Origin of the sequence: Methylobacterium amylolyticum, from assembly GCF_030700245.1 — a bacterium.
Taxonomy (GTDB): Bacteria; Pseudomonadota; Alphaproteobacteria; order Rhizobiales; family Beijerinckiaceae; genus Methylobacterium.
The window spans coordinates 12,539-27,175 of record NZ_JAUYZI010000045.1; the positions used below are offsets into that span (position 1 = coordinate 12,539).

Consider the following 14,637-nt stretch of genomic DNA (forward strand, 5'->3'; position numbering starts at 1 on the left):
ATTCCCTCGGACTCCCGGGCCGGCATGGCCGGCCCGCAACACTCGAGGCCTTCGCGCGCAGGGTCGCCGGCCGCGCCCGGTTTTCGCCTTGCCGCCGTCCCGTTGCCGTCCGACCCTGGTCGCTACGATTCGCCGGACGACACCGACCTGCCCAGCGCCGCTTCGGAACCCAGATCCCCGATGAGCTCCCGTGCCCTGATCCTCGGCTGCGCCGGCAAGACGCTCTCCGCGGAGGAGGCCGCCTTCTTCCGCGACGTGCGGCCCTGGGGCTTCATCCTGTTCAAGCGCAACATCGGCGCGCCGGACGAGGTGCGGGCCCTGACCCGCTCCCTGCGCGACTGCCTCGGCCGGGCCGAGGCGCCGATCCTGATCGACCAGGAGGGCGGGCGGGTGCAGCGGATGGGTCCGCCGCACTGGCCGGCCTACCCGGCCGGACGGCGCTTCGGCCGTCTGGAGGGCGCCGCGGCGGCGATCGCCCGGCTCGGCGCGCGGCTGATGGCCCACGATCTGGCCGAGGTCGGCATCAACGTCGACTGCGCCCCCGTGCTCGACGTGCCGGCGCCGGGCTCGCACGACATCATCGGCGACCGCGCCTACGGCAGCAGCCCCGATACGGTCGCCGAGATCGGCCGGGCGGTGGCCGAGGGGCTGATGGCCGGCGGCGTCCTGCCGGTGATGAAGCACATGCCCGGCCACGGCCGCGCCGCCTGCGACAGCCACCACGGCCTGCCGGTGGTCGATGCCGGCCTCGACGCCCTGGAGGCGGACGATTTCCGGCCGTTCCGGGCGCTCACCGACCTGCCGATGGCGATGAGCGCGCACGTGGTGTTCACGGCGATCGACCCCGAGCGCCCCGCCACGCAATCGGCCGCGGTGGTCGAGACGATCATCCGCGGCGCGATCGGCTACGACGGCCTGCTGATGACCGACGACCTGTCGATGCACGCGCTGACCGGCCCGTTCCGGGCCCGGGCCGAGGCGGCCTTCGCCGCCGGGATCGACGTGGCGCTCCACTGCAACGGCGACATGGCCGAGATGCGCGCGGTGGTCGAGGGTACGCCCGCCCTCGCCGGGGACGCCGCCCGCCGGGCCGCCGCCGCCCTGGCCCGCCTCGACGCCGCGGGCGAGGGCATCGACGTGCCGGAGGCCCGCGCCCGGTTCGCGGCCGCGCTCGCCGCCGCGGCCTGACACCCGGCGGCCCCTGAGGCCATCCGTCCACCCCCGTGGCACCGCCGCTGCTTGTGTTCGCGCAGCCCGATCCCTAGGTTCGCGCGGAATTCCTCACGCGGGACGAAAGGGCGCCCGCCCTCGGCGCGGTTCCCGCCCGGGGAGCAAGGGCGCGGGAGGTTGCCATGGGCAGCATGAGTATCTGGCACTGGGTCGTCGTCGCGGTCATCGTGATGCTGCTGTTCGGCCGCGGCAAGGTCTCCGACCTGATGGGCGACGTCGCCAAGGGCATCAAGGCGTTCAAGAAGGGCATGGCCGAGGACGAGACGCCGGCCCAGCCGGCCCAGCCCGTGGCGCCCTCCGAGCCGGTGCGCACGATCCCGCACACGGCCGAGACCAGCCCCGGCACCGCGGTGCCGGCGAGCCACCTGCCGGGCGGCGAGCGCAAGCCCGTCTGAGGGGCCGATCCCCGGCAGTCCGCGCCAGGGGACTGTCAGGGGGCGCCCGCTCGTGTAGAGCCCGACCGGGGCGCCGCGGACCGGCGCCCCGCGGCCGCAGGACCGTCGACGACATGCTGGACATGAGCTGGGGCGAGGTGATGCTGATCGGCGGCGTCGCCCTGATCGTCATCGGGCCGAAGGACCTGCCGAAGGCGCTGCGCACCGTCGGGCAGATCACGACCAAGCTGCGCCGCATGGCCGGCGAGTTCCAGATGCAGTTCAACGAGGCGATCCGCGAGGCGGAACTCGACGAGGTGCGCAAGGAGGTCGACAGCATCCGCGGCACCGTGCGCTCGGCCTCGGGCTTCAACCCCGTGCAGACCATCCGCGACGAGCTGAAGGGCGCGGTCGAGGGCCGGGCCCGGACCCCGGGCGCGTCCGAGGCGCAGGCCGACGCGCCGGCCGTGCAGGATCCGGGTCCGCCGGTCACCTACGGTCCGGAGAAGCCCGCCGCGGCCGGACCGGAAACCTCCGCCAAAGTGGCACCCGAGCCCGAGCCGCAAACCCCTGCCCCCGCCCCCAGGCCGCGCTCGCTCGCGGACGCGACCGCCCGGCTCAAGGCCGAGCGCGAGGCGGCCCAGGGTGCCCCGGCGCCGCTGCCGGTCCCGGGCTCGATCGACGATCCCTTCGGCATGCCCGAGCCGCCGCCGGCGCCGGCCGGAATCGCCCAGAACGGTGCCGCCGCGCGATGATCACGGACGCGGACGAGGCCGAGATCGAGGCGTCGCGGGCGCCGCTCCTCGAACACCTGATCGAGCTGCGCTCGCGGCTGATCAAGTCGCTGCTCGCGTTCATCGTGATGTTCTTCGGGTGCTTCTTCTTCGCCCGCGACATCTACAACGTGCTGGTCTACCCCTACGTCTCGGTGGTCGGGCCGCAGAACGCCGAGCTGATCGCCACCCACTTCCTCGAACAGGTCTTCACCAACATCAAGCTCAGCGTGTTCGGCGCGGCGTTCCTGGCCTTCCCGGTGATCGCGACGCAGATCTACGCCTTCGTGGCGCCGGGGCTGTACCGCAACGAGCGCAAGGCGTTCCTGCCCTATCTCGTCGCCACGCCGGTCTTCTTCATCCTCGGCGCGCTGGTGGTGTTCTTCCTGGCGATGCCGCTGCTGATCCAGTTCTCGGTGTCGCTCCAGCAGGTCGGCGTCGCGGGCGAGCCGACGATCAAGCTCCTGCCGAAGGTCGACGAGTACCTGTCGCTGATCATGACGCTGATCTTCGCGTTCGGTATCGCCTTCCAGTTGCCGGTGATCCTGACCCTGCTCGGCCAGATCGGGATCATCGACGCGGCCTTCCTGCGGGAGAAGCGCCGCTACGCCATCGTGCTGGTGTTCGTGGCCGCGGCGGTGCTGACGCCGCCCGACGTGATCTCCCAGCTTTCGCTGGCGGTACCGATGCTGCTGCTCTACGAGGCCTCGGTCTTTTCAGTCGCCCGGGTCGAGCGGCTGCGCAAGGCGCGTCGGGCCGCGGACGGGCTGGAGCCGTAGCGGCGCCCGTCGTCCTCCCTCGGGCGGGGGGCCGGATCGTGGTAGCGTGTTCGCGATGAGCCGTGGAGGTTCGGATGGGAATCCCGCGCGCGCAGGCCGGACGAGCCCTCGCCCTGGCGACGGGACACGTGAACGCGTCGGCGCCGACGCCGATCGCTCCGCAGGACCTGCTTCGAGCCCTCAACGCGGGCGTCGCGCCGCGCGGCTTCGAGGAGCACGTCTTCGCGTTCTTCGACGAAGTGGAGGTCGAGACGATGAGCGACCTCGTGCGGGCGGGTTCGACGACCTACGAACGTCTCGCCGCGGGGGCCCGGCGGCACCTCCCGGAGGGACACGGGACGCGGCGGTGGCTCGATGAGCGGTCCTGAGAGCCGATGGCGGCACCTGCTCGACCGTGCGCTCCCGGCACTGCGATACGTGCTCGGGCCCGAGGATCCGTCGCAGCCCCCGCGCTGGACGCTCGGCGGCGGCACCGCCCTGGCCCTGTGGCTCGATCATCGGATCAGCTTCGACATCGATCTCTTCGTTCCGACGGTGCCGCTGCGGCACTTCACGCCGGCCGAGAACCCGCACGCCGCGGCCATCTCGCGGCACTTCCAGTGGCCGGGCCATTATCTGAAATACGAGACGGCCGAGGGAGAGATCGACTTCCTCTCCCCGCCCCTTCAGACGACGCCGGGTTATGTCTGGACGACGATCGGTGCCGACGCGATCCCGCTGGAGACGCCGGAGGAGACGATCGTCAAGAAGATCCGTTACCGGTCCGCCCGACTGACGGCGCGCGACGCCTTCGATATCGCCGCCGTCGCGGAGGCGCGGCCGGCGCTCGCCGAAGCGCTGGCCCAATTCGTCCCCGACGCACTGCCGCGCGCGATCGAGGCGCTTGATTTTCTCATCGGCCGGGGAACGGACCTCGCGAGCGTCATCCGCGTGACGGAGACCTGCCGTCCGCTGCTGGGGACGGCCCTCGACAGGGCGCGGCGGACGCTCGTCGCGGCCGTCGAGCGCGCGGGGAGCACGACGTAGGCGGGATGTCGCCGGCCTCACGCCCCGTCCGCCTCGGCCACGGCGTAGCCCCGCGTGCCCAGCCCCGTGCGCAGCAGCCGCCGCGGGATACGCGGGGCCGGAGCCGGAACGGCGGCGATCCGAAACCCGAGGGTGGACGCTACGGCTCGGCGAGCGGCAGGCCGCGGCTCGGGGGCGACCAGTGCAGGTCGGGCGTCGTCGCGTAGAGCTTGCGATGGGCGAGCACCGCGTAGGTGTCGGTCATGCCGGCGATGTAGTCGGCGACGCGGCGGGCGAGCCGGCCCGCGGGGGCGCCGTCGAGGCCGGTGCTCCACTCCTCCGGCATCCGCGTCGGCGCGGCGGTGAAGGCGCAGAACAAGTCCGCGACGATGGCGTTCGCCTTCTCGCGCACCGCCACGACGCCGGGATGGCGGTACATCCGCGCCCACAGGAAGCGCATGATCTCGGCGTCCGCCGCGGCGATGGCCGGGGTGAAGGCGACGACCGGCTCGGGCGCGCCCCGGATGTCCTCGACGCGCCGCGCCCCGAGCGCCGCGATCCGCCGCGCGCTCTCGCCGATCACGTCCTCGACGAACCGGGTGATCACCCGCCGGGCCAGCTCGTGGATCCTGCGCGACGGCTCCAGCCCGCGGTGCAGTCGATCGATCTCGGCGAGCAGCCCCGCCAGGAACGGCACCTCCGCGAGGTCGTCGAGTTCGAACAGCCCGGCGCGCAGGCCGTCGTCGAGGTCGTGGGCGGCGTAGGCGATGTCGTCGGCGAGCGCGGCGGCCTGCGCCTCCGGGCCGGCCTGGGTGGCGAGGTCGAGGGGGTTCAGCGCGTCGTATTCGAGGATCGCCGCGGGGATGCCGCGCGCCGCGTAGCGCGGGGTCGGCCGCCCGTCCGGTGTGAGCAGCGGGCCGTTGTGCTTGACCAGCCCCTCCAGGGTCTCCCAGGCGAGGTTCAGGCCGTCGAAGCCGGCGTAGCGCCGCTCCAGCCGGGTGACGATCCGCAGCGCCTGGGCGTTGTGGTCGAAGCCGCCGTGGGCCGCCATGCAGGCGTCGAGGGCATCCTCGCCGGTGTGCCCGAAACAGGTGTGGCCGAGGTCGTGGGAGAGCGCCAGCGCCTCGGCGAGATCCTCGTCGAGGCCGAGCGCGCGGGCGAGCGCCCGGGCGATCTGCGCGACCTCCAGGGTGTGGGTCAGGCGGGTGCGGTAGTGGTCGCCCTCGTGGTGCACGAACACCTGGGTCTTGTGCTTGAGGCGGCGGAACGCGGTGGCGTGCACGATCCGGTCGCGGTCGCGCTGGAAGTCGCTGCGCGTCGGCGAGGCGGCTTCCGCGATCAGCCGGCCGCGGCAGCGCGCCGGATCCGTCGCGTAGGAGGCGCTCCAGCGCGCGCCGTTCACCCGTACTCCGCTGCTCACGCGCCCTCCCCCGCCGCCCGCGTTGCGGCGCGGGCCCGAGCCCCATATCTTGGGGGGCGGCGCGCCTCCGGCAATCGCGGGCGGGCGCGCCGTCCACCGAACCCCGCGTGGCCAGCCCCGATATGTCCGAGATCACCCTGACGCCCCGCGCCGCCAAGCGCATCAACGAGATCATGGCGTCCGAGCCGCCCGGCTCGTCCCTGCGCATCAGCGTCAACGGCGGCGGCTGCTCGGGCTTCTCCTACGCCTTCGACATCGTCCAGGCGCGCGAGGCGCAGGACGTGGCGATCGAGCGCGACGGCGCGACCGTGGTCGTCGATCCCGTCTCGCAGGAGTACATGGCCGGCTCGACCATCGACTTCGTCAACGACCTGATCGGCCAGTCCTTCAAGATCGAGAACCCGCTGGCGACCGCCTCCTGCGGCTGCGGCACGTCCTTCTCGCTCTGATCCGGTCGGGACTGCGCGGCCCGCCCGCCCTGGCGTTGCGGGCCCGCGACAGACGGCGCCTCTCGACGACCGCCGTGCCCGGCCGCGGTTGCCTCTCCGGGGGAAACGCGGCACCCATGCCGGACACGCCCCCCGCGATCCGGACCCGCCCATGACCGATCCGACGGCCCGCCGCCCGCGGGCGGCCCTCGCCGCCGCCTGCCTCCTCGCGGCGCTCGCGGGCGCACCCCTGGCGCCGGCGCCGCTCGCCGCGCAGGAGGGCGCCTCGGCGGTCCAGGACGTGACGCTGACCGACGTGACGCTGCCGCTCGGGAGCACGCTGCTGCGGGCGCCCAAGCTCACGGCGAGCGGCACCCGCCTGTCCCGGGAGGACCTCGCCGCGATCCTGAAGGCGGATTCCGCCGAGCCCTGGCCCGCACGGCTCGCCCGGCTCGACGCCGGCAGCCTCGTCATGCCCGTCCTCACCTCCGAGCACGCGGGCCCGGGCGGCGCCCGCCAGACCGTGACCTACCGCGACGTCGTCGCCCGGGACGTGCGCGCCGGCCGGATCGGCGAACTCGGCGCGGCCGGCGCGACGGTGAGCATCGCGGGCGGCCCCGGCAAGGGCAACGGCACCTACGGCCGCATCCGCGCCACCGACCTCGACCTCGCCGCCCTCAGCCGCCTCTACGCCGAGAGCGGCGACGGCAAGGGCCCGGTGCAGCGCGTCTACGGCGCGCTCCAGGTCGCCGACGTGACCTATTCCGACGCGGGCGGCACCACCGTGAAGATCGGCCGCATCGAGGGGCGGGACCTCGGCGGCCGGTCGATCGCGGGCGGCTGGGGCCGGGCCGTGGACGCGCTGACCGGGGGCCTCGACAAGCAGGCGGACCGCACCGCCCTGCTCGCGGCCGCCGATCTCGTCGAGGGGAGCAGCCTCGGCAGCATCGAGATGCAGGGGCTCAGCGTCAGCGACGCCGACCCGGCCGGACCGCTGCTCGCCGAGATCGGCCGGATCGCCTACGCGGAATCGGGGCCGACCGCCGGCCTCACGTTCGAGGACCTGTCGCTGTCGCGGGGGGCGGTCCGCGGCCGCCTCGGGCGGCTCGCGCTCACCGGCCTATCGCTGGAGCCGACCGCGGCGGGCCTGCGCGGCCTCGCCATCGCGCCGGAGGGGGCGGTGAGCGAGGACGACCTGCGCCGCCTCGCCCCGGCGCTCGGCGGCCTGACCCTGGCGAACCTGAGCGTCGACCTGCCCCCCGAGCCCGCGCCGAAGGAGGCGCGGCCCGCCGCACCGCCGCGTCCGCAGAAGCCCGGCGACAGGCCGGCCGAGCCCCGGGCGGGCGACCCGCTGACCGTGCCGGTCACCGCCGCGCCGCCGCGCGTCGCCCTGCGCGACGCGACCCTCGCCTTCGGCCCCACCCGGGACGGCGTGCCGAGTTCCGGCCGGCTCGCCTTGTCCGGCCTGAGCCTGCCGACCGCCGTCGTCGCCGGCCAGCCCCTGCTCGGCGCCCTGCCGGCCTACGGCTACCAGGACCTCGACCTCGACCTCGCCGTCGACGCCGCCTGGGACGCGGGCGCCCGCGACGTGACCGTGCGCGAGATCGCGCTGACCGGCCGGGACATCGGCAGCGTCCGGCTGTCGGGGGTGATCGGCGGCATCGGTCCCGAGCTGTTCTCGGGCAGCGTCCCGGCCGCGACGATGGTGATGTTCTCCGGCAGCGCCAAGGCCCTGGACCTGACGGTCGAGAATGCCGGCCTGTTCGAGCGCTTCCTCGCCGCCCAGGCCAAGGACATGAGCCTCAAGCCGGACGAATTGCGCAAGGAATACGTCACGGCGAGCCTGCTCGGCGTGCCGGTGATCCTCGGCAACACCTCCGCCGCCAAGGGGATCGGCGCGGCGCTCGGCCAGTTCGTGATGAAGCCCGGCCGCGTCGCCCTGCATGCCAAGTCGAAGGACGCCGCCGGCATCGGCTTCATCGATCTCGGCGCCGCCCGCTCCCCGGCCGCGATCCTCGACCGCCTCGACATCGAGGCCAAGGCCAACTGATTTTTTTTGTACTGGGCTTTGCCCTTGTGGGGAGGCGAGCTTCGTCGGGGAGGACGGAAGCGGCCGCGCTACTCCGCGATCACCTCGGGATGGCGCTGGGCGAGCGCCTGCCGCGTCGCGTCCGCCCAGGCGCGGTCGCGGGCGCCCCGGGGCCGGTCGAGCGCCACGTCGGCGACGAGGCTCGCCGGGCGCTTCGAGACCAGCAGCAGCCGGTCGGCGACCGCGATCGCCTCGGCGACGTTGTGGGTGACCATCAGCACGCTGGTGCCGGCCGTATCGACCGCGTCGACCACGAGGGCGCGCAGGCCCGCCGCCGCCGCGTCGTCGAGGGACACGAACGGCTCGTCGAGGACCAGCACCCGCGGTCCGCTGGCGAGCGCCCGTGCGAGCGCCACCCGCCGCTGCATCCCGAGCGACAGAGCCCCGGGGTAGCGGGCCCGCCAGGGCCCGAGCCCCAGCCGCTCGAACAGCGCGTCGAGGTCCCGGGCCCCGCGCTCCGGCCGGGGGAGCCCGAGGCGGACGTTGTGCTCGACGCTGCGCCACGGCAGCAGCCGCGGCTCCTGGAACACCATGCCGGCGCCCTCGGCGCCCGCGACCCGGCCCTCGAAATCGGGGTCGAGGCCGAGCAGGATGCGCAGCGTCGTGGTCTTGCCCGCCCCGGACGGGCCGATCAGGCAGACGATCTCGCCCCGCCCGACCGCGAAGGCGAGGTCGCGCACCGCCTCGACCGGCTCGGCCCCCTTCGGGCGGTAGGTCTTGGCGCGGATCGCCACCGACAGGACGGTCGCATCGCCGCCGGCGGGAAGGTCGCCGCCGGCGGCGGAGAACTCAGCGCCAGCGGCGGACATGGGCTTCGAGCCGCTGGAGCAGGAGCACGTCGATGCCGATCATCACCGCCATGAACACGAGGCTGTAGCCGATGATGGCGGCCACATCCGTGCTCTGCACGAAGTAGTAGTTGATCGCGAAGCCGACCCCGTCCGGCCGACCGAGCAGCTCGACCACCAGCACGATCTTCCAGGCGAGCGAGAGCCCCGAGCGCGCCGCCGCCACCACGTAGGGCTGGAGCTGCGGCACCAGCACGTCCCGGGTCCAGGTCCAGCGGTCGAAGCGGTAGGCCCGGGCCATCTCGTCGAGGCCGGGATCGAGGTTGCGCGCGCCCTCGCGCACGATCACCGCGACGTTCGGCAGCTTGTTGAGCACGACCGCGAGGATCGCCGCGGTCTCGGTCAGCCCGACCCAGACGTAGGCGAGCACGGTGATCACCAGGGCGGGCGTGTTCAGGAGGACGAGGAGCGGCGTGTCGAGGGCGAGGTCGGCCCGGCGCGAGCGCCCGAGCGCCACGCCGAGCAGGACGCCCAGCAGCATCGCCGCCGCGAACGAGATCGCCACCCGCAGGAGCGTCGCCCCGACATTGTGGAACAGGTCGCCGCGCGCCGCCTCGGCGGCGATGAAGCGCAGCACGGCGGGCGGCCCCGGCAGCAGCCGCGAGTCCGCCTCCCACGCGGCGGCCTGCCACGCGGCGACGAGCACCGCCAGCGAGACGACCCGGGTCAGAGCCCCCATCGCGGACCGGGTCTCGCTGGCCTCGCGGGTCGGGCCGGGCGCCCGGATCCTCCGGCCGCCTCAGCCATTGCGGGCGCCGTCGTAGTAGAGGTCCTTCGGCAGGCTGCCGCCGGGCCCGACGAGGCGCTCGCCGCCGAGCCGGGCCATCACCGCGTAGAGCTTCTCCGCGTCGGCGCGCTCGGCCGCGATCGGGCGGCGGGGGATGCCGGCCAGGAACTCGCGCTTCAGCGCCTCGAACGTGGCCTCGTCCTCGGCCGCCATCAGCGGCCGCACCTCGGCCCAGGCGCTCGGATCGGTGGCCAGCATCTCCTTGGCGGCGCGCGAGGCGCGGGCGAAGCCGGCCACCGCCAGCGGCTTCTCGGCGACGGTCTCGGCCCGGAACAGGTAGCCGATCAGCGCCACGTCGCCGGTGGCGCCCAGCGCGCGCATGATGTCCTCGGCGCCGATCAGCCGCCGGAAGCCCTTGGGCTGGAGGCGGGCGCAGTAGGTCCAGTAGGTCAGCGCCGCGTCGAGCGCCCCCTGCTCCAGCTTGAGCGTGATCAGCGGCGGCGCGCCGTAGGCGATCTCGGCCGCGCGCTCCAGGTCGAGGCCCGCGGCGTCGCGCGCCTGCGCCTTCAGGAGCAGCCAGTTCTTGTCCAGCGCACCGCCCGCCACCCCGAGCCGCTTGCCCGCGAGGTCCTTCAGCCCCTTGATCGGGCTGTCCTCGGGGACCATCACCGCCCCCTCCGAGGTCGAGTACGGGATGAAGCGGATCGGCTGCCCGTCGTTGCTCAGGCGCGCCGCCCAGAGCAGGTCCCCGATGATGGTGTCGACCTGCCCGCCGATGAAGCTGATCCGCGCCGCGTCGTTGCCGGCGAGCTTGACCGTGTCCAGCCGGAAGCCGTTGGCGGTGTCGAGGCCGCGCGCCTTGATCACCGCCGCCTCCCAGGTGGAGGTTCCGAAGGGCAGGCTGCCGAGGCGGATCACCGGCAGGTCCGCCCCCTGAGCCCGCGCCGCGCGCACGGCCAACCCGCCGGCGAGTCCGGCCAGCACCGCGCGCCGTGACAGCATGGCGTTTCCCTGAGGTCTCAAAGCGGCTCTCTCCCGGGGTGGAGCGTCGAGGCGGCGCCCCCCGGCGTCATTGCCGAAAGGTCATAGGGCGCCGGCCGACGCCCGTCCACACGCCCGGCTCCGGAGCGGCCCCGTGGATCTGAGACCTTGCGCCACGCCCGGCGGCCGGGCACGCTCGTCCGGACCGAGGATGGGGAGTGCGGGCCATGACCGAGCGGCGCGAGGGTGCCCTGGACGACGCGACGGTGGAGGCGCGGCTCAAGGCCGAGCTGCCCGCGTGGCGCCTGGAGGACGGCTGGATCCGGCGCACCTACAAGACGGCGGGCTGGAAGGGCACGCTGATGGTGATCAACACGGTCGGCCACCTCGCCGAGGCGGCGTGGCACCACCCCGACATCACCGCCTCCTACGCCTGGGTCGAGGTGCGGCTGATGAACCACGCCGCCAAGGGCATCACCGACAAGGACTTCGCCCTGGCGAAGAAGATCGAGGAGGTCGTCTCCTGGCAGCCCGCCCTGGAGGACCAGGGCCTGGAGGGCACGCCCACCGACCCGCGCTTCGCCTACATCAAGTACGACAAATAGGGGCCTTCACTCCGCGCCCTTCACCCGCCGGCACGCGGTCTTGAGGTAGGCGGACTTGCCGATCTCCTCGCGCAGCTCGGTGCGGGCGATGATCTCCTGCCAGCCGGTGGCGCAGCCGAGTTCGTTGGCGACCCGGACCTTGCGCACCTCCAGCGCCGCCGCCTCGGTGCAGGCCTGCTGGGCGAGGCCGTTGGCGCAGACGAGGACGACGGCGATGAAGGCGGGCATGGGCGAGACTCCTGTGGACGCTCGGCCACGCCTACGCGCGGATGCCACCGTCGGTTTCAGTCCGGGTAGCCGGAGCCTTTACCGGGCGTGCCCGCGCGCCTAGCGTCGGCCGATGCCCCTCGTGCCGCCCCCGCGCCCCGCAGCCGCGCCCGCCGCGGACGTCCCGCCGACCGCGGTGCTGAACGCCAACCAGCCCGAATGGAGCGTGGGCGAGCTCGCCGGCGCCCTCAAGCGCACCCTGGAGGACGCCTTCGGCCACGTGCGCCTGCGCGGCGAGATCTCGGGCTTCCGCGGCGTCCACGGCTCCGGCCACGCCTACTTCTCGCTCAAGGACGGGCAGGCGCGCATCGACGCGGTGGTGTGGAAGGGCGTCTACGGCCGGCTGCGGCAGAAGCCGCAGGAGGGGCTGGAGGTGGTCGCCACCGGGCGCATCACCACGTTCGCCGGCAAGTCCTCCTACCAGATCGTGGTCGAGAGCCTGGAGCCCGCCGGGCTCGGCGCCTGGATGGCGCTGCTGGAAGAGCGCAAGAAGCAGCTCGCCGCCGAGGGCCTGTTCGCGCCGGAGCGCAAGAAGCCGATCCCCTACCTGCCGCGGGTGGTCGGCGTCGTCACCTCGCCGACCGGCGCGGTGATCCGCGACATCCTGCACCGGCTGGAGGACCGGTTTCCCCGCCCCGTACTGGTCTGGCCGGTGCGGGTGCAGGGGGACGGGGCCGCGGAGGAGGTGGCCGCGGCGATCCGCGGCTTCAACGCCCTGCCCGCGGGCGGGCGGATCCCGCGGCCGGACGTGCTGATCGTCGCCCGCGGCGGCGGCTCGATCGAGGATCTCTGGGCCTTCAACGAGGAGTGCGTGGTCCGCGCCGCCTCCGAGAGCGCGATCCCGCTGATCGCGGCGGTGGGACACGAGACCGACACGACGCTGATCGACTACGCCGCCGACCGCCGGGCGCCCACCCCCACGGGCGCGGCCGAGATGGCGGTGCCGGTGCGCGCCGACCTGATCGCCACGGTGGCCGATCTCGGCGCCCGCGGCGGCGGCGCGGTGCGACGGCGGCTCGACCGCGACCGGGCGGACCTGCGCGCCATCGCCCGGGCGCTGCCCGGCGCCGACGCCCTGCTCGCGGGCAAGCGCCAGCGCCTCGACCTCGCCGAGGCCCGGCTCGGCCCAGCGCTCGCCGCCGGGGCGGCGCGCCACCGGGCCCGCCTCCAGGGCCTGCTCGACCGGATGGTCCGGCGCTCCCCCGACGTGGCGCTCGCCAACGCCCGCGCCCGCCTCGCGCGGATCGACCACCGGCCGCTCCACGCCCTGCGCAACGACGTGCTGCGCAAGGGCGACCGGGTCGCCGAGCTCGGCCGCCGGCTCGTGGCGGCCCGGGCGGCCACCCTGGAGCGGGCCCGCGCCCTCCAGGCCCGGCGGACCGACCGCCTCGCCGCGACCGCCGCCCGCCTCGCCCAGGCCGGGGCCCGAACCATCGAGCGCCGCCGCGACCGGCTGGGCGCGCTCGCCGGGCTGCTCGGCTCGCTCAGCTACCGCGCGGTGCTGGAGCGCGGCTTCGCCCTGGTGCGCGACGAGGCCGGCCGGCCGTTGCGCCGGGCGGCCGAGGCCGGTGCGGCGGCTCGGCTCAGCCTGCAATTCATCGACGGGACGGTGTCGGCCGTGCCGGAGGGCGCCCCGGAGCCCCCGCCGGACCGTCCGGCCAGGCGGGCGCCGCCGCGCCCGTCTCCGAAACCGGCGCACGGGCGTACGGCGCGACAGGGCTCGCTGTTCGACGCTTGAGGGCGACGGACCGCATCCGCCGCGGCTGCACATTCGAGCCGATGCATGGCGGCCGCAAGGAACTCGGCACCGGTCTCGTCAACGCCATCAAGAAGCAACTGGGTTTGAAGTGATGGTGGCTTTCCCGATCGCGCTGGAGCCCGACGACAACGGCACCCTGCTGGTGACCTGCGCGCTCCTGCCGATGGTGGCGACCTACGGCGCCGACGAAGCCGAGGCGCGTCGGCGTCGGCACGCGGCCGACGCGATCGAGACGGCTCTCGCCAGCATGATCGCCGACGGTGAGACGATCCCGCGCCCGCCGGACGATCGGCCGGGTGCCGTCCGCCTGACGGCGCGGACCGCGCTGAAGCTCGAACTCTACTGGGCGCTCCGGGATGCCCGCGTGAGCCGGGCCGAACTCCAGCGCCGGCTGGGCTGGAAGCGCGAGAGCGTCGATCGGCTGCTGCGGATCGACCACGGCTCCAGGCTGGAGCAGATCGAGGCCGCTTTCGCGGCCCTCGGCCGCGAGATCGTGGTCGACGTGCGCGCCGCGGCGTAGGGCACGGCCTCTCTCACGCGCGCGCCAGCCGGATGCGGTAATGGTAGCGGTACAGCTCGCGCGCGAAGCCGAGCCGCGTGTAGAGCGCCCGCGCCGGGGCGTTGTCGGCCTGGACCTGGAGGCAGGCGGCCGTGGCGCCGCGGCTCCGGCCCCAGTGCAGCAGGGCCATGACCGCCCGGCGGGCGTGGCCGCGGCCGCGCAGGTTTTCGGGCGTCGCCACCGACTCGATCACCAGCAGCGCGCGGTCGAGGACCGCGAAGGCGATGGCGCCGATCCCGCTCTCGGTCCGGGCGGCGGCGAAGGCCGTGGGCAGGGCGATGGCCGCCGCCGCCGCGCGGAAGGCGCGGGCCGTCTCGGGATCGTGTCCGTTCATCGCGTCGCGCAGGGCGAGCCAGTCCGCCGCCGGGGCCTCGGCGACCGAGACGCCCGGCTCCGGCCCGTCCGGGCCCGCGGGCAGATCGCGGAACAGGGTGCAGGTCTCCCCGCGCACCCCGTAGCCGAGCCGCGCCAGGACCGGGTCCATCTGCGGGGCGATCCCGGGGATCCGGAAGATCGCCGGACGCCCGAGCGCGGCGTAGGCCGCCTCGCAGGCGGCGACCGCCGGTTCCGGGGCGCCCGCGCCGCGCATCGGGTTGACGGAGTTGGTCCGCCGCCAGGGGCCACCCCCCGACCGCAGCAGGTAGCCGTCGACGAGGAGGTGGCGCGGGCTCGGCCACGCGTTGAGGCAGGCCTCCTCGACCCGCCAGCACAGGTCTTCGTCCGGCGTCACGATTGATCTCCCGCCTGAAACGCACGTGTCGGGCATCCCCGGCCCCGCCCGATGCCGCTTTCG

17 protein-coding genes are annotated in these 14,637 nt (G+C 74.4%); 11 read left to right on the top strand and 6 right to left on the bottom strand.

Annotated elements, in window-relative coordinates; all coding sequences use genetic code 11:
- Positions 1-180 precede the first annotated feature (180 nt).
- The 6 genes from nagZ to Q8W71_RS25010 all read left to right on the top strand — a co-directional run bounded on the left by nagZ (position 181) and on the right by Q8W71_RS25010 (position 4,182).
- Positions 181-1,188: a beta-N-acetylhexosaminidase gene (gene nagZ, locus Q8W71_RS24985; RefSeq protein WP_305528124.1), complete on the top strand. Its 1,008-nt coding sequence runs from the start codon at positions 181-183 to the stop codon at positions 1,186-1,188.
- A 164-nt stretch (positions 1,189-1,352) separates the two neighbouring features.
- Complete coding sequence (locus Q8W71_RS24990; RefSeq protein ID WP_305528125.1) at positions 1,353-1,625, top strand: twin-arginine translocase TatA/TatE family subunit; 273 nt, start codon at positions 1,353-1,355, stop codon at positions 1,623-1,625.
- Between the two features lie 113 nt (positions 1,626-1,738).
- Positions 1,739-2,359, top strand: coding sequence for a Sec-independent protein translocase protein TatB (tatB, locus tag Q8W71_RS24995; protein WP_305528126.1), 621 nt, complete (start codon positions 1,739-1,741; stop codon positions 2,357-2,359).
- On the top strand, positions 2,356-3,156 hold the full coding sequence (gene tatC / locus Q8W71_RS25000; protein WP_305528127.1) for a twin-arginine translocase subunit TatC: 801 nt from the start codon (positions 2,356-2,358) through the stop codon (positions 3,154-3,156). The genes tatB and tatC overlap by 4 nt, the downstream gene beginning before the upstream one ends.
- A gap of 74 nt (positions 3,157-3,230) precedes the next feature.
- Complete coding sequence (locus Q8W71_RS25005) at positions 3,231-3,524, top strand: hypothetical protein (protein ID WP_305528128.1); 294 nt, start codon at positions 3,231-3,233, stop codon at positions 3,522-3,524.
- Positions 3,511-4,182 carry a nucleotidyl transferase AbiEii/AbiGii toxin family protein gene (locus Q8W71_RS25010; RefSeq protein ID WP_305528129.1) on the top strand — a complete coding sequence of 224 codons (672 nt, stop codon included), beginning with the start codon at positions 3,511-3,513 and terminating at the stop codon, positions 4,180-4,182. Before Q8W71_RS25005 ends, Q8W71_RS25010 begins: the two co-directional genes overlap by 14 nt.
- Positions 4,183-4,321: 139 nt before the next feature.
- Here the strand turns inward: Q8W71_RS25010 and Q8W71_RS25015 are convergent, their stop codons facing one another.
- On the bottom strand, positions 4,322-5,581 hold the full coding sequence (locus Q8W71_RS25015; RefSeq protein WP_305528130.1) for a deoxyguanosinetriphosphate triphosphohydrolase: 1,260 nt from the start codon (positions 5,579-5,581) through the stop codon (positions 4,322-4,324).
- A 122-nt stretch (positions 5,582-5,703) separates the two neighbouring features.
- Here Q8W71_RS25015 and Q8W71_RS25020 point away from each other — a divergent pair, with 122 nt between their 5' ends.
- Together Q8W71_RS25020 and Q8W71_RS25025 are read left to right on the top strand one after the other, a co-directional pair.
- Positions 5,704-6,030, top strand: coding sequence for a HesB/IscA family protein (locus tag Q8W71_RS25020; protein ID WP_305528163.1), 327 nt, complete (start codon positions 5,704-5,706; stop codon positions 6,028-6,030).
- A 151-nt stretch (positions 6,031-6,181) separates the two neighbouring features.
- Complete coding sequence (locus Q8W71_RS25025; protein ID WP_305528131.1) at positions 6,182-8,059, top strand: hypothetical protein; 1,878 nt, start codon at positions 6,182-6,184, stop codon at positions 8,057-8,059.
- A gap of 68 nt (positions 8,060-8,127) precedes the next feature.
- Here the strand turns inward: Q8W71_RS25025 and Q8W71_RS25030 are convergent, their stop codons facing one another.
- Genes Q8W71_RS25030 through Q8W71_RS25040 form a run of 3 tightly spaced genes read right to left on the bottom strand, consistent with a single transcriptional unit; the run spans position 8,128 to position 10,675 of the window.
- The gene (locus Q8W71_RS25030; RefSeq protein ID WP_305528132.1) at positions 8,128-8,907 is read right to left on the bottom strand and encodes an ABC transporter ATP-binding protein; all 780 of its coding nucleotides are present in this window, start codon (positions 8,905-8,907) and stop codon (positions 8,128-8,130) included.
- The gene (locus tag Q8W71_RS25035; RefSeq protein ID WP_305528133.1) at positions 8,888-9,625 is read right to left on the bottom strand and encodes an ABC transporter permease; all 738 of its coding nucleotides are present in this window, start codon (positions 9,623-9,625) and stop codon (positions 8,888-8,890) included. The genes Q8W71_RS25030 and Q8W71_RS25035 overlap by 20 nt, the downstream gene beginning before the upstream one ends.
- 60 nt (positions 9,626-9,685) lie before the next feature.
- Entirely contained in the window at positions 9,686-10,675 is a 990-nt protein-coding gene (locus Q8W71_RS25040; protein ID WP_305528134.1) for an ABC transporter substrate-binding protein, read from the bottom strand.
- 206 nt (positions 10,676-10,881) lie between these two features.
- On the opposite strand from Q8W71_RS25040, the gene Q8W71_RS25045 reads away from it, so the two are divergent.
- Positions 10,882-11,259: a 4a-hydroxytetrahydrobiopterin dehydratase gene (locus Q8W71_RS25045; RefSeq protein ID WP_305528135.1), complete on the top strand. Its 378-nt coding sequence runs from the start codon at positions 10,882-10,884 to the stop codon at positions 11,257-11,259.
- A gap of 6 nt (positions 11,260-11,265) precedes the next feature.
- On the opposite strand, the gene Q8W71_RS25050 is transcribed toward Q8W71_RS25045, so the two are convergent.
- Positions 11,266-11,487 carry a hypothetical protein gene (locus tag Q8W71_RS25050; RefSeq protein ID WP_305528136.1) on the bottom strand — a complete coding sequence of 74 codons (222 nt, stop codon included), beginning with the start codon at positions 11,485-11,487 and terminating at the stop codon, positions 11,266-11,268.
- Between the two features lie 112 nt (positions 11,488-11,599).
- On the opposite strand from Q8W71_RS25050, the gene xseA reads away from it, so the two are divergent.
- Positions 11,600-13,264: an exodeoxyribonuclease VII large subunit gene (xseA, locus tag Q8W71_RS25055; protein ID WP_305528137.1), complete on the top strand. Its 1,665-nt coding sequence runs from the start codon at positions 11,600-11,602 to the stop codon at positions 13,262-13,264.
- A gap of 112 nt (positions 13,265-13,376) precedes the next feature.
- Positions 13,377-13,805, top strand: coding sequence for a type II toxin-antitoxin system HicB family antitoxin (locus Q8W71_RS25060; RefSeq protein WP_305528138.1), 429 nt, complete (start codon positions 13,377-13,379; stop codon positions 13,803-13,805).
- 13 nt (positions 13,806-13,818) lie between these two features.
- Here Q8W71_RS25060 and Q8W71_RS25065 read toward each other — a convergent pair whose 3' ends face one another.
- A complete protein-coding gene (locus tag Q8W71_RS25065) occupies positions 13,819-14,574 on the bottom strand; it encodes a GNAT family N-acetyltransferase (RefSeq protein WP_305528139.1) in 756 nt (251 codons plus the stop codon).
- Between the last annotated feature and the right edge of the window lie 63 nt (positions 14,575-14,637).

Coding starts and splice junctions, on each gene's coding strand:
- nagZ (WP_305528124.1), top strand. CDS start 181: ATGAGCTCCCGTGCCCTGATCCTCGGCTGCGCCGGCAAGACGCTCTCC.
- Q8W71_RS24990 (WP_305528125.1), top strand. CDS start 1,353: ATGGGCAGCATGAGTATCTGGCACTGGGTCGTCGTCGCGGTCATCGTG.
- tatB (WP_305528126.1), top strand. CDS start 1,739: ATGCTGGACATGAGCTGGGGCGAGGTGATGCTGATCGGCGGCGTCGCC.
- tatC (WP_305528127.1), top strand. CDS start 2,356: ATGATCACGGACGCGGACGAGGCCGAGATCGAGGCGTCGCGGGCGCCG.
- Q8W71_RS25005 (WP_305528128.1), top strand. CDS start 3,231: ATGGGAATCCCGCGCGCGCAGGCCGGACGAGCCCTCGCCCTGGCGACG.
- Q8W71_RS25010 (WP_305528129.1), top strand. CDS start 3,511: ATGAGCGGTCCTGAGAGCCGATGGCGGCACCTGCTCGACCGTGCGCTC.
- Q8W71_RS25020 (WP_305528163.1), top strand. CDS start 5,704: ATGTCCGAGATCACCCTGACGCCCCGCGCCGCCAAGCGCATCAACGAG.
- Q8W71_RS25025 (WP_305528131.1), top strand. CDS start 6,182: ATGACCGATCCGACGGCCCGCCGCCCGCGGGCGGCCCTCGCCGCCGCC.
- Q8W71_RS25030 (WP_305528132.1), bottom strand. CDS start 8,907: ATGTCCGCCGCTGGCGCTGAGTTCTCCGCCGCCGGCGGCGACCTTCCC.
- Q8W71_RS25035 (WP_305528133.1), bottom strand. CDS start 9,625: ATGGGGGCTCTGACCCGGGTCGTCTCGCTGGCGGTGCTCGTCGCCGCG.
- Q8W71_RS25040 (WP_305528134.1), bottom strand. CDS start 10,675: ATGCTGTCACGGCGCGCGGTGCTGGCCGGACTCGCCGGCGGGTTGGCC.
- Q8W71_RS25045 (WP_305528135.1), top strand. CDS start 10,882: ATGACCGAGCGGCGCGAGGGTGCCCTGGACGACGCGACGGTGGAGGCG.
- Q8W71_RS25050 (WP_305528136.1), bottom strand. CDS start 11,487: ATGCCCGCCTTCATCGCCGTCGTCCTCGTCTGCGCCAACGGCCTCGCC.
- xseA (WP_305528137.1), top strand. CDS start 11,600: ATGCCCCTCGTGCCGCCCCCGCGCCCCGCAGCCGCGCCCGCCGCGGAC.
- Q8W71_RS25060 (WP_305528138.1), top strand. CDS start 13,377: ATGGTGGCTTTCCCGATCGCGCTGGAGCCCGACGACAACGGCACCCTG.